At 70.1% G+C, this 13,070-nt stretch carries 9 protein-coding genes; 7 read left to right on the forward strand and 2 right to left on the reverse strand.

From position 1 onward, the window contains the following. Positions 1–161: 161 nt before the first annotated feature. On the reverse strand, positions 162–1,736 hold the full coding sequence (locus OO69_RS26845) for a Na+/H+ antiporter (protein WP_033283371.1): 1,575 nt from the start codon (positions 1,734–1,736) through the stop codon (positions 162–164). Positions 1,737–1,919: 183 nt separating this feature from the next. Here OO69_RS26845 and OO69_RS26850 point away from each other — a divergent pair, with 183 nt between their 5' ends. Continuing rightward, positions 1,920–4,433 (forward strand): ATP-binding protein, encoded by a 2,514-nt coding sequence (locus OO69_RS26850; RefSeq protein ID WP_033283372.1) that lies wholly within the window; start codon positions 1,920–1,922, stop codon positions 4,431–4,433. A 260-nt stretch (positions 4,434–4,693) separates the two neighbouring features. On the opposite strand, the gene OO69_RS26855 is transcribed toward OO69_RS26850, so the two are convergent. Beyond that, positions 4,694–5,209 (reverse strand): hypothetical protein, encoded by a 516-nt coding sequence (locus OO69_RS26855; protein ID WP_033283373.1) that lies wholly within the window; start codon positions 5,207–5,209, stop codon positions 4,694–4,696. A gap of 259 nt (positions 5,210–5,468) precedes the next feature. Between OO69_RS26855 and OO69_RS26860 the strand changes: the two genes are divergently transcribed. From OO69_RS26860 to OO69_RS26885, 6 genes are all read left to right on the forward strand, one after another. Next, positions 5,469–7,310, forward strand: a complete 1,842-nt coding sequence (locus OO69_RS26860; protein ID WP_033283374.1) for an APC family permease — start codon at positions 5,469–5,471, stop codon at positions 7,308–7,310. Between the two features lie 403 nt (positions 7,311–7,713). Further along, the gene (gene kdpF / locus OO69_RS49815) at positions 7,714–7,803 is read left to right on the forward strand and encodes a K(+)-transporting ATPase subunit F (protein ID WP_016434100.1); all 90 of its coding nucleotides are present in this window, start codon (positions 7,714–7,716) and stop codon (positions 7,801–7,803) included. 7 nt (positions 7,804–7,810) lie between these two features. Continuing rightward, on the forward strand, positions 7,811–9,475 hold the full coding sequence (kdpA, locus tag OO69_RS26870; RefSeq protein WP_033283375.1) for a potassium-transporting ATPase subunit KdpA: 1,665 nt from the start codon (positions 7,811–7,813) through the stop codon (positions 9,473–9,475). A gap of 38 nt (positions 9,476–9,513) precedes the next feature. Next, complete coding sequence (kdpB, locus tag OO69_RS26875) at positions 9,514–11,610, forward strand: potassium-transporting ATPase subunit KdpB (RefSeq protein WP_033283376.1); 2,097 nt, start codon at positions 9,514–9,516, stop codon at positions 11,608–11,610. 6 nt (positions 11,611–11,616) lie between these two features. Continuing rightward, positions 11,617–12,285: a potassium-transporting ATPase subunit C gene (locus OO69_RS26880; RefSeq protein WP_033283377.1), complete on the forward strand. Its 669-nt coding sequence runs from the start codon at positions 11,617–11,619 to the stop codon at positions 12,283–12,285. 100 nt (positions 12,286–12,385) lie between these two features. Beyond that, positions 12,386–13,069, forward strand: coding sequence for a response regulator (locus tag OO69_RS26885; protein ID WP_033283378.1), 684 nt, complete (start codon positions 12,386–12,388; stop codon positions 13,067–13,069). The last annotated feature ends 1 nt before the right edge of the window (position 13,070 follow it).

A 13,070-nucleotide genomic window follows, 5' to 3' on the forward strand; every position in this document is an offset into this window, starting at 1 on the left:
GTGCGGGGGGATGGGTGGGGGTGGTGGATACCCAGCGTTACGGGGGGCTGGGGGTTTTGTCGCCTATGGGGGTGGGGGGTCTGTTGGGGGGCGGGTGCGGGTTGTTTGTGGCTGGGCGCGCAGTTCCTCGCGCCCCTGGAGGGGCGCTTCCCTCGGCGGTGTTACGCGTCCGTCAGCCTTGCCTCCTCCAGGTCCAGTGAGCGTTGGAGGCGGCGGCGGGTCGTGTCGCTGATGGTGTGGTCGTCGTAGAGGCGCTGTAGTTCTGCCGTCTCCACGGCGATCAGGTCGCGGCGGAGTTGGCGGTAGACCAGGTCGGCCGATTCGGCGTGTGCCGCTTGGGTGTTGTTGTCGGAGAGGCGGTCTCGGGCGTCGTCGAGGCGGGCGTTGAGGCCGCGGCGGAGGCGGTCGAGGACTACGTCCGGGACCGCTTCCAGCTCGGCCAGTTCGTCGAGGCGGCGGATGCCCGCGTCGGCCAACCGGCAGCGGGCGGAGGCCTCTTCGCGTTCCGTGTGGTCGGGTTCCAGGGCGATGCCGGAGCGGCGGACGACCGGCGCGAGGGTGAAGCCCTGGACGACGAGGGTGACGACCACGACCGATGTGGTGAGGACCAGGACGAGGGGGCGGTCGGGCAGGGTGGCGCCGGTCCTGGTGACCTCGGGGATCGACAGGGCCGCCGCCAGCGGGAGGACGCCTCGGGTGCCCGCCCAGGTCAACACCATTGGCACCCGCCAATTCACCCTGTGCACCCCGCCCTTGCGCTGTACGACCGCCGACAGCGGCGCCAGCCACAGCAGTCGTACGGCGATCAGGGTGCCCGCCACCGCGAGCGCGTAGAGGGGCCATGCGCGGTCGCCGTCGGACAGTGCCCGTACCTGGGCCGGTAGCGCCAGCCCGATGAGCGAGAACACCACGCTCTCCAGGAGGAACACCACCGTGCCGTAGACGGCGTGGAGTTGGAGCCGTATGCGGGCGTTGGTGAGGCGGTCGCCGCGGCCGCCGAGGACAACTCCGGCCACCACGACCGACGTTACGCCGGAGGTGTGGGCGCCCTCCGCGAGGACGTAGGCCGCGTACGGGGTGACCAGGGAGATCACCGTCTCCAGGACCGGGTCCTCGGTGCGGCGGCGGATCAGGGTGACGACGTACGCCACGGCCGCTCCGATGACCGTGCCGCCGCCCGCGAGGACGACGAACTCCCCGCCCGCCGCACCCCAGTTGGCCGCCGCCGAGGTCACGGCGACGGTCACCGCGACCCGGAACAGGACCAGCGAGGTCGCGTCGTTGAACAGGGATTCCGCCTGGACGAGCATCTGGATCCGGGGCGGCAGGGCGAGGCGTCGGCCCAGTGCGGTGACGGCGACCGGGTCGGTGCTGGCGAGGACCGCGCCGAGCACGAACGCCATCTGCCAGGAGAGCGGGGTGACCGTCGACGCCACCCAGCCCACCGCCGCCGCCGACGCCAGGACCAGGCCGATCGCGAGGATCCCGACCGGCTTCCACACCGCCTTCAGTTCGCGCCACGACATGTCCTCGGCGCTGGCGTAGAGGAGGGGCGGCAGGACGATCAGACCGATCACGTCCGGGCTGATCTCGATCGACGGAGTGCCCGGCAGCAGCGCTACGGCGAGACCGGCGACCACGAGGAGGGAGGGGGCAGGGATCCGCCAGCGGCGGGCGAACGTCGCGACCAGCGTCGCCAGTACCACGAGTGCCAGAACCGTACCGACGCCGCGCATGCCGTCCCCTTGTGGTCTTGGACGAGCCCATGCGGGCTCCCCGCCGACCAGACTTCCCGGCACACCGCGGTCACCCTAACCCGGCCGGGCGCCGTCAAGACAGTGTCAACGTCCTCGCGGGCGGCGCCAGAGACGCGTCAAGAAGCCTGCCCGAGGCGCCGCGGGGCGCTTGTCTGGGAGGCGATGAACGACGTACGACGCGGGCGACTGAAGGTCTACCTCGGGGCGGCCCCGGGTGTCGGCAAGACCTACCGCATGCTCGACGAGGCACGGCGCCGGGCCGCCCGGGGCGCCGATGTGGTGGTGGGGTTCGCCGAGTGCCACGGGCGTCCGCGCACCGAGGCGATGCTCGACGGCCTGGAGGTCGTGGCGCGGGCCCAATGCGCTTACCGGGGTGGGTACTTCGAGGAGATGGACCTCCCCGCGGTGCTCGCGCGCCGCCCCGAGGTGGCCGTCGTCGACGAGTTCGCGCACAGCAACGTCCCCGGCGGTGGCCGCAACGCCAAGCGCTGGCAGGACATCGACGTGCTGCTCGCCGCCGGCATCGACGTCGTCACCGCCGTCAACGTGCAGCATCTGGCCTCCCTCAAGGACGTCGTCGAGAAGATCACCGGGGTGCCGCAGCACGAGACGGTGCCCGACGACGTCGTACGCAGGGCCCAGCAGATCGAGCTGATCGACATGCCGCCCGAGGGACTGCGGCGGCGCATGGCGCACGGCAACATCTACACACCGGAGAAGATCGACGCGGCCCTCGCCAACTACTTCCGGCCCGGAAACCTCACCGCCCTACGGCAGTTGGCGCTGCTGTGGGTCGCCGACCGGGTCGACGAGGCCCTGCACACCTACCGCGCCGAGCATGCGATCGGCGGGGTGTGGGAGACGCGGGAGCGCGTGGTCGTCGCGCTCACCGGCGGCCCCGAGGGCGACACGCTGATCCGGCGCGCGGCCCGCATCGCCGACCGCTCCGCCGGCGGCGACCTGCTCGCCGTGCACGTGGCCCGCAGCGACGGACTCGCCGCCGGGGTGTCCCACGCCTCGCTCGCCCGGCAGCGGCGCCTCGTCGAGGACCTGGGCGGCAGCTACCACTCGGTGGTCGGCGACGGTGTCGCCACCGCCCTGGTCGACTTCGCCCGCACGGAGAACGCCACCCAACTCGTCCTCGGCACCAGCCGTCGGGGCCGGGTCGAGCGATTTCTGACCGGCCCCGGCACGGGTGAGACAGTCACGGAACTGAGCGGTGACATCGACGTCCACCGCGTCACCCACGAGCGGGCCGGACGCGGCACCCTGCTGCCGTCCCGCCGCCGCACTCTGTCCACGGCACGGCTGATTGCCGGGCCCGTGGCGGGACTTGTGCTGCCGGTGCTGCTCACCGTCTGCCTCGCCCAGGTGCGCGGCACGGTCAACCTCACCAGCGAGGCGCTGCTGTTCCTGCTCGCGGTGGTCGGGGTGGCCTGCATAGGCGGCGTGGCCTCGGCGGTCATCGCGTCGGTGACGGCCTCGCTGCTGCTCAACTACTGGTTCATCCCGCCCATCGGCCAGTTCACCCTGGACGACCCCAACGCCCTCTTGGCGCTAGGGGTGTTCACGGTGGTGGCGGCGACGGTCGCCGCCGTGGTCGACCGTTCGCTACGACTCTCCCGGCGCTCGGCGCGTGCCACCGCCGAGGCCGAGACGATGTCCTCCCTCGCGGGCAGCATCGTGCGCGGAGGCCAGACGATCCCGGCGCTGCTGGAACGCACGCGGGAGACCTTCGGCACGGACTCGGCGGAACTCGTCGACGAGCCACCGGACCACGAGGTCGGCTCCGGGGTCACCACGGTCCCGGCGGGGCCCGGCGCGTACCTCGTCCTGCGCGGACGCACCCTGTCCTCCTCCGAGCGGCGCGTCCTGGCCGCCTTCGCCGCGCACGTCGGCTCCGCCGTCGAACGGGCCCAACTCGCCGAAGCCGCCGCCGAGATCGAGCCGGTGAAGGCCGCCGATCGTTTGCGTACGGCGCTGCTGCGGGCCGTAGGACACGACTTGCGGACGCCGCTCGCGGCGGGGTGGGCGGCCGTGACGTCGTTGCGCGGGCGGGATGTCGAGTTCTCTGCGGAGGACCGGGACGAACTCCTCGCCACCGCCGACGAGTCCATGGCCAAGCTCAACCGACTGCTGGAAAATCTCCTCGACTTGAGCCGTCTCGAAGCGGGCGTCCTGCCGCTGAGCCTGCGGGCGACGAGCCTGGAGGAGGTGCTGCCGATGGCGCTCGCGGACGTGCCCGATGTGGACCTGAGGGACGTCGAATCGATACCGCCGGTGCTCGTCGATCCGCCCCTGCTGGAACGCGTGATCGCCAACCTCGCCGGCAACGCGGCCCGGCACACCCCGGCCGGGCGGCGGGTCATGGTCACCGCCAGTGCGCTGGGCGGGCGGGTGGAGCTGAGGGTCGTGGACCGGGGGCCCGGTCTCCCAACTACCGGGCGCGAGGGCCTCTTTGAGCCCTTCCAGCGGCTCGGCGACACGGACAACACCACCGGCCTCGGGCTGGGTCTCGCCCTCGCGCGGGGCCTCACGGAGGCGATGAACGGGACGCTCACGCCCGAGGACACGCCGGGTGGCGGACTGACGATGGTGGTGTCTTTGCCGCTGGCTGAACGGGTGGGGCAATCGGACGTGGCGCCGGTTGCTCCAACTTCGTACCGGGCTCCGTGAATTCGCCGGCGGCTGCGGCTCCGGGTCGGGCAGCCGGGGGCGGCTCGGCCTTGGTGGTGTTCTTGCCGCTGGCTGAACGGGTGAGTCAACCAGAACCGGCGACGGCCGCCCCCACTCCGAAGCGGGCACCGCAACTCCCCACCGGGCGCGGTGAATTCCGACAGTGGCGACTACGCCAACTCCGGACCGGGCACCGTGAATCCAGCCTGCGGGGACTACGCCAACTCCGGACCGGACACCGTGAATCCAGCCCGCCGCCGCTACTCCAGGCCGGACACCTTGAACACGGTCTCCGCCGTCTCGCGCTCGACGCGTTCCGCGACCCGGCGCAGGGCGGTCGCGCCGCAGGTGAGTGAGCCGGAGGCGATGGACTTGCGGGAGTCCTCGGAGACGTGGTGCCACAGGTCGGGGTTGGTGACCAGGACGTCGGGGTCGATCTCGACGTGGCCGCCCAACTCGTCGCGCAGCAGGAGCCGTTGAGAGACGCCGTCCAGACAGCGGACGGACACCAGGCGGTCCGTGCGGACGTGGCGTTCGCGCAGCAGGCCGCGTGAGGAGAGCCAGCCCTCGCCCGCGCGGACCCGGGCCGGGTACAGCACCACGAGGAGCAGGACGGCGAGGGTGAGCCAGAGCGCGCCGCGCCACAGGGTGAGACGGCCGCTCAAGTGGTCGACGAGCAGCAGGAGTCCGAGCAGCGCGCCCGCGCAGCGGAACGTGTCGCGCAGGTCCCGCGCCCACCGGCGGTCGTGCGCGTGTGCGTCGTCGGGGCGTCCCATGGTGGTGACGGTAGGGACTCCGGGCGTACGGAACCCGGGCCTTGACGCGACTCTGACGGGCGGCCGGTGGTTCTTGACGCCGTCGCAGCGGCGGAGGGCGGTTGCCCTGGTCACACCGTCGTCAAGTTCGCGTCAAAGAACGCGTGTTCGGCGCGAAGAAGACGCAAGGAGAAGGGGAAACCAGCCACGGCGGGACAGAACCTGGAGCGCACTCGCGCGTTCCCGTCACCGCGCGTCCGTACGTGAAGGAGCCACCAGCATGACCGTTCTCGCTGTCCAGCCGGGCGCGACGCCCGCCGACGAGGAGCCCCCGGATACCGGCGAACGCCACCGGCTGACCGCCCTCGCCGGCTTCGCCGCGCTGTCCCTGGACGCCATGGCGTCGGTGGCCTACGGCCCCGAGGCGATCGTCCTCGTGCTGGCCGCCGCCGGTGCGCACGGGCTCGGCTTCACGTTGCCGGTCACACTCGCCATCGCCGGCCTGCTCGCGGTGCTCGTCGCGTCGTACCGGCAGGTCATCGCGGCCTTCCCGGACGGCGGCGGCTCCTACGCCGTGGCGAAGACCCACCTCGGCGCGCGGACGAGCCTGGTGGCGGCGGCCTCGCTGGTGCTGGACTACGTACTGAACGTCGCCGTGGCCGTCACGGCCGGTGTCGCCGCTCTGACCTCGGCCTTCCCGGGACTGTACGACGACCGGCTGTGGCTCTGCCTCGCCGTGCTCGTGCTGGTGACGGCCGTGAACCTGCGCGGGATCGTCGAGTCGGCCCGTGCCTTCATCGTGCCGACCATCGTGTTCGTCGGCTCCATCCTCGTGCTGATCGCGGTCGGCCTGTTCCGGTCCGCGCCGGTGAGCACGGCGACCGCCGACGGACACGCCTCCGCGCTCGCCGACAACGCGACGAGCGTGGGTACTTTGCTGCTGCTGAAAGCATTCGCCAGCGGCTGCAGCGCCCTCACCGGTGTCGAGGCCATCGCCAACGCCGTGCCCTCCTTCCGCGCGCCCCGCGTGAAGCGGGCCCAGCGCGCGGAGGTCGCCCTCGGCGCGGTGCTCGGCGTGATGCTGATCGGCCTGTCGGTGCTGATCTCCCGCTTCCACCTCCAGCCGGTCCAGGGCGTCACCGTCCTCGCCCAGCTCGCGGACGCCTCCCTCGGCCACAACTGGGCTTTCTACGTCATCCAGTTCGCGACGATGATCCTGCTCGCCCTGTCCGCGAACACGTCCTTCGGCGGGCTGCCGGTGCTGTTGAAGCTGCTGGCCCGCGACAACTACCTCCCGCACGTCTTCGCCCTCAAGGCCGACCGCCAGGTGCACCGCCACGGCGTGCTCGCGCTGGCCGCGGTCTCGGCCGCGCTGCTGGTGTTCTCCGGCGGCGACACCAACACCCTCGTGCCGCTCTTCGCGATCGGCGTCTTCGTCGGCTTCACCGTCGCGCAGGTCGGCATGGTCCGGCACTGGCGCGGCGAACGCGGCTCCGGCTGGCGCGGAAAAGCCCTGCTGAACGGCTTCGGCGCGCTCCTCACCGGCATCGCTGCCGTCGTCGTCACCGCGACCAAGTTCGAGGAGGGCGCCTGGCTGATCGTGATCACGCTGCCCCTGCTCGTGGCGGCCTTCGAGACCGTGCACCGCACCTACGAGCACATCGGCGAACGGCTCGGCCTCGGCCGTATCCCGGAGCCCCCGCACCGCGACCGGTCTGTGGTGATCGTGCCCGTCTCGTCCTTGTCCCGCCTGACCTCCGAGGCGCTGACGGCCGCTGCCTCCCTCGGCGACGAGGTGCGCGCGGTCACGGTCTGCTACCCGGACCCCGAGGACCGCGCCCACCTCCACGCCCTGGAACGCGCCTGGGCCCAATGGGACCCCGGCGTCCCCCTGGTCCAACTCCCCTGCGAACGCCGCACGTTGGGCCGCCCGATCGCCGCCTACGTACGCGAGGTGTCCGCGACGGAACCGGACACCCGGGTGACCGTCCTGATCGCCGAGGTGGAACCCGTACGGCTGTGGCAGCGGCTGCTGCAGAACCAGCGGGGGGCTGTCGTCGCCCATGCGGTACGGCGGGACACGGATGCGGTGATTTGCAGGCTGCGGTTCCGGCTGTTCTGACGCGGGGGGTGTGAGGTGGGCGGAACAAAACGCCTTTTACGGTGCCGGCCGCCACAATCCAGCCCGTCCGGCGTTTGAGGACGAGGCCCCTTCAGGGCCGATGCGGGGGTCTGGGGGCGCAGCCCCCAGAAGCCCACGGGCCGGTGCCCCCGCCGCCGTAGAACCCCGCTCGCGACCCGAGGCCCCGCCCCGCCCCGCCGTAAGAGTCCCGTCAAAGCCGTATGCGTCGCCGTAAGGGACCCGTCAACGGCGGCCGAATCCGGTCACGGGCGCGGTTACCTCTAAGCGTCCGTTCCATTCGAACCTCATTCCAGGAGCTCACGATGGCCGATCTGGCCTTCGTCGTCACCACGATCGCGGTCTTCGCGCTGGTGGCCCTCGTCGCCAAGGGGGTGACGAAGCTGTGACCGCCGAGAACATCGTCGGCCTCGTCGTGGCCGTCGCCCTGCTGGGCTATCTCGTCCTCGCCCTGATCTTCCCGGAGAGGTTCTGAGAGCGATATGGGTCCCGTCCTCGCCGGTGTGCTCCAGCTGATCGCGCTCATAGCGGCGCTGGCGCTCGCCTACATCCCCCTCGGCAACTACATGGCCAGGGTCTACTCCTCCGACAAGCACCTGCGGGTCGAGAAGTGGATCTACAAGGGCATCGGTGCCGACCCGAACACCGAGATGCGCTGGCCGGCGTATCTGCGCAGCGTGCTCGCCTTCTCGGCGGTCGGGGTTCTCTTCCTCTATCTGCTCCAGCGTCTGCAGGGCATCCTGCCTGGCTCGCTGGGGTTCTCCTCGGTCAACCCGGCGCAGTCGTTCAACACGGCCGTGTCGTTCGTGACGAACACCAACTGGCAGTCGTACTACGGCGAACAGACCATGGGTCACGTCGTGCAGACCGCCGGGCTCGCCGTGCAGAACTTCGTCTCCGCGGCCGTCGGCATCGCCGTCGCGGTGGCTCTCGTACGGGGCTTCGCGCGCTCGCGCACCGGTGAACTCGGCAACTTCTGGGCCGACTTGGTGCGCGGTGTCATCCGCATCCTGCTGCCGCTGTCCGTGGTCGCGGCGCTCGTGCTCGTCGCCTGCGGTGCCATCCAGAACTTCTCCGGGATCCACGAGGTCGGTCAGTTCATGGGCGGCCACCAGCAGTGGAACGGCGGCGCGGTCGCCTCGCAGGAGGCCATCAAGGAGATCGGCACCAACGGCGGCGGTTACTTCAACGCCAACAGTGCCCACCCCTTCGAGAACCCGACGCCCTTCACGAACCTCTTCGAGATCTTCCTGCTGCTGGTCATCCCGTTCGCGCTGACCCGCACCTTCGGCGTGATGGTCGGTTCGATCAAGCAGGGCTACGCGATCCTCGCGACCATGGCCACCATCTGGGTCGGCTTCGTCGCCCTGATGATGTGGACCGAGTTCGCCCACCACGGCCCGGCGCTCCAGATCGCCGGCGGTGCGATGGAGGGCAAGGAACAGCGCATCGGCGTCGGCGCCTCCTCGATCTTCGCGGTGTCGACCACGTTGACCTCGACGGGCGCGGTGGACTCCTTCCACTCCTCGTTCACCGGTCTCGGCGGCGGAATCACCATCCTGGGCATGCAGTTGGGCGAGATCGCACCCGGTGGTACCGGCTCCGGCCTCTACGGAATGCTGATCATGGCGGTCATCGCGGTGTTCATCGCCGGGCTGATGGTCGGCCGTACGCCCGAGTACCTGGGCAAGAAGATCGGCACCCGCGAGATGAAGCTCGCGGCCTGCTACATCCTGATCACCCCGGCCCTGGTGCTGATCTTCGCGGCCGCCTCCATGGCGCTGCCGACCCCGCCGCACTCGATGCTGAACTCCGGCGCGCACGGCTTCTCCGAGGTGCTGTACGCCTTCACCTCCGCCGCGAACAACAACGGCTCGGCCTTCGCCGGTCTGAACGCGAACACCGACTGGTTCAACACCATGACCGGGCTCGCGATGGTGCTCGGCCGCTTCCTGCCGATGGTGTTCGTGCTGGCGCTGGCCGGTTCGCTCGCCGAGCAGAAGCCGGTGCCGGTCACGGCAGGCACCCTGCGCACCGAAAAGCCTTTGTTCACCGGCCTGTTGGTGGGCGCGATCCTCATCATCACCGGTCTGACCTACTTCCCGGCGCTGGCGCTGGGACCGCTGGCCGAGGGGCTGGCGTCATGACCACCCGCACAGACAACCAAGAAAACCAAGAGGACTCGATGTCCACTGCCACTCCGACCCGGGCGCCGCACAGCGATGTGCCGACCGGTCACAAGGACGAAGGGCGGGTCGGCGCGGGCCTGTTCGACCCGAAGCAGCTGATCAAGTCCCTGCCCGACGCCTGCCGCAAGCTCGACCCGCGGGTGATGGTCAAGTCGCCCGTGATGTTCGTGGTGTGGATCGGGTCCGTGCTGACCACGGTCTTCTCCTTCAAGGACCCGGGCGACTGGTTCGGCTGGGCGATCAGCGCCTGGCTGTGGCTGACCGTGATCTTCGCCAACCTGGCGGAGGCCGTCGCCGAGGGCCGCGGCAAGGCGCAGGCCGACACCCTGCGCAAGGCCAAGACCGACACGGTGGCCCGGCGCCTCACCGGCACGACCGAGGAGCAGATCCCCGGCACCGAACTGCGCATCGGCGACCTGGTGGTGTGCGAGGCCGGCGACATCATCCCCGGCGACGGTGACGTCGTCGAGGGCGTCGCGTCCGTGGACGAGTCGGCCATCACCGGCGAGTCCGCGCCCGTCATCCGTGAGTCCGGCGGCGACCGCTCGGCCGTCACGGGCGGGACGAAGGTCCTCTCCGACCGCATCGTCATCAAGATCACGACGAAGCCCGGCGAGACCTTCATCGACCGGATGATCGCCCTCGTCGAGGGCGCCGCCCGGCAGAAGACGCCCAACGAGATCGCGCTGAACATCCTGTTGGCGTCCCTCACCATCGTGTTCCTGCTCGCCTGTGCCACGCTGCCGCCGTTCGCGGATTACGCGGGCACCCACCTCACGATGATCGTGCTGGTGGCCCTGCTGGTCTGTCTGATCCCTACGACGATCGGCGCACTGCTCTCCGCGATCGGCATCGCGGGCATGGACCGGCTGGTGCAGAGGAACGTACTGGCCATGTCCGGCAGGGCAGTTGAGGCCGCCGGTGACGTCTCGACCCTGCTGCTCGACAAGACCGGCACCATCACCCTCGGCAACCGCCAGGCCTCCGAGTTCGTGCCGGTCACCGGCACCACCGAGGCAGAGGTCGCCGACGCCGCCCAGCTCTCCTCGCTGGCCGACGAGACGCCCGAGGGCCGCTCCATCGTCGTCCTGGCGAAGGAGAAGTACGGTCTGCGCGAGCGCCACCAGGGCGAGTTGGCCCACGCCGAGTGGATCGCGTTCACCGCGCAGACCCGGATGTCCGGCGTCGATGTGGACGGGCGCAAGATCCGCAAGGGCGCGGCCGGTTCGGTCGTCACCTGGGTCCGGGAGCGGGGCGGCGAGGTGTCCGAGGACGCCGGCGCGCTCACCGACCGGATCTCCGCGGCGGGCGGCACCCCGCTGCTCGTGGCGGTCGAAGACACCGACGGCGCACGGGTGTTGGGCGTCATCCACCTCAAGGACGTCGTCAAGGCGGGCATGCGCGAGCGGTTCGACGAACTGCGCCGCATGGGCATCAAGACCGTCATGATCACGGGCGACAACCCGCTGACCGCCAAGGCGATCGCCGAGGAGGCGGGCGTCGACGACTTTCTCGCGGAGGCGACTCCCGAGGACAAGATGGCCCTCATCAAGCGGGAGCAGGCCGGCGGCAAGCTGGTCGCGATGACCGGTGACGGCACGAACGACGCGCCCGCGCTGGCCCAGGCGGACGTCGGCGTCGCGATGAACACCGGCACGTCGGCCGCGAAGGAGGCCGGCAACATGGTCGACCTCGACTCGAACCCGACCAAGCTCATCGAGATCGTCGAGATCGGCAAGCAACTCCTCATCACCCGGGGCGCGTTGACGACGTTCTCGATCGCCAACGACGTAGCGAAGTACTTCGCGATCATCCCGGCGCTGTTCGCGGCGGTCTACCCGGGCCTGGACAAGCTCAACATCATGCACCTGGCCTCGCCCGACTCCGCGATCCTCTCCGCGGTCATCTTCAACGCGCTGGTCATCATCGCGCTGGTCCCGCTCTCCCTGCGGGGCGTGCAGTACCGGCCGGTCAGCGCCGACAAGATGCTCCGCCGCAACCTCGGGATCTACGGCATCGGCGGACTGATCGCCCCCTTCATCGGCATCAAGATCATCGACCTCCTCATCTCCCTCATCCCCGGAATCGGCTGATCGGCTATGAACAACTCGGTATCCAACACAGCCCGGTTGCTCTGGGCGGGCCTGCGCGCCCTGCTCGTGCTGACCCTGGTGACCGGCGTCATCTACCCGCTGGTCGTCACCGGGATCGCCCAGGGGATCTTCCCCGGCAAGGCGAACGGCTCGGAGATCAAGTCGGAGGGCAAGGTCGTCGGCTCGTCCCTCATCGGGCAGTCGTACAACCTGCCGTTGAAGAAGGGGCAGGAGACCCCGGACCCGGATCTGAAGTGGTTCCAGGGCCGGCCGCAGAACGGGCTCGGCACCAACAGCATCAACACGCAGTACTCGTTGATCCTGTCCGGCGCCACCAACCTCTCCGCCGACAGCAAGGTCCTCGTCCAGCAGGTGAAGGACGCCAAGGCCGCGGACATCAAGGACAACTCGGTGCCCGGCTACACGGTCAAGGCGTCCCAGGTGCCCGCCGACGCGGTCACGTCCTCCGGCTCCGGCCTCGACCCGGACATCTCCCCGGCCTACGCGGACCTCCAGGTCCACCGCATCGCCGAGAAGAACGGCGTGTCCGTCAGCCAGGTGCAGAAGCTGGTCGACGAGCACACCGACGGCCGCACCCTCGGCTTCATCGGCGAGCCGACGGTGAACGTGCTGGAGCTCAACATCGCGCTCAAGTCCCTTGTGACGAAGAGCTGATGGCGTTACACGACCGGCAGGGGAGTCGGCGGCCCGGGGGAGATCCCGGTGCCGCCGACTCCCACCGCCATGCCAGGGACCACACGAAAGGCACACCCCCATGACACGGGTGCTGGTGGTGGAGGACGACCCGCAGCTCGTACGGGCCCTCGTGATCAACATGCAGGCCCGGCAGTACGGCGTCGACGCCGCCCCCGACGGCGCCACCGCGCTCCGGCTCGCGGCGGCGCGGCAGCCGGACGTCGTGATGCTCGACCTCGGACTGCCCGACATGGACGGCGTCGACGTCATCAAGGCGCTGCGCGGCTGGACCCGGGTCCCGATCCTGGTGCTGTCGGCCCGGCAGGCCTCCGACGAGAAGGTCGCCGCCCTCGACGCGGGCGCCGACGACTACATCACCAAGCCGTTCAGCATGGACGAACTCCTCGCCCGGCTACGGGCGGCGGTCCGCCGCGTCGAGGACGTGCCGCTCGCCCCGGCGACCACCCTCGTCACCACCGACGACTTCACGATCGACCTGCTCGCCAAGAAGGCCACCCGCGACGGGCACGACATCCGGCTCACCCCCACCGAGTGGCATCTGCTGGAGATCCTGGTCACCAACCCGGGCCGCCTGATCACGCAGAAGTACCTGCTCCAGGAGGTGTGGGGGGTGACCCAGAGCAACAAGACCAACTATCTCCGGGTCTACATGGCCCAGTTGAGAAGGAAGTTGGAGGGGGACCCGTCGAGCCCCCGCTATCTGATCACCGAGCCCGGCATGGGCTACCGCTTCGAAGGATGAC

It is taken from the genome of Streptomyces sp. NRRL F-525, assembly GCF_000716605.1.
In the GTDB taxonomy this organism is placed as follows: domain Bacteria; phylum Actinomycetota; class Actinomycetes; order Streptomycetales; family Streptomycetaceae; genus Streptomyces.

Bases quoted from the DNA above. Each gene is read 5' to 3' on its own strand.
- OO69_RS26880 (WP_033283377.1), top strand. From the start codon at position 11,617: ATGAACAACTCGGTATCCAACACAGCCCGGTTGCTCTGGGCGGGCCTG.
- kdpA (WP_033283375.1), top strand. From the start codon at position 7,811: ATGGGTCCCGTCCTCGCCGGTGTGCTCCAGCTGATCGCGCTCATAGCG.
- OO69_RS26845 (WP_033283371.1), bottom strand. From the start codon at position 1,736: ATGCGCGGCGTCGGTACGGTTCTGGCACTCGTGGTACTGGCGACGCTG.
- OO69_RS26850 (WP_033283372.1), top strand. From the start codon at position 1,920: ATGAACGACGTACGACGCGGGCGACTGAAGGTCTACCTCGGGGCGGCC.
- OO69_RS26885 (WP_033283378.1), top strand. From the start codon at position 12,386: ATGACACGGGTGCTGGTGGTGGAGGACGACCCGCAGCTCGTACGGGCC.
- OO69_RS26855 (WP_033283373.1), bottom strand. From the start codon at position 5,209: ATGGGACGCCCCGACGACGCACACGCGCACGACCGCCGGTGGGCGCGG.
- OO69_RS26860 (WP_033283374.1), top strand. From the start codon at position 5,469: ATGACCGTTCTCGCTGTCCAGCCGGGCGCGACGCCCGCCGACGAGGAG.
- kdpB (WP_033283376.1), top strand. From the start codon at position 9,514: ATGTCCACTGCCACTCCGACCCGGGCGCCGCACAGCGATGTGCCGACC.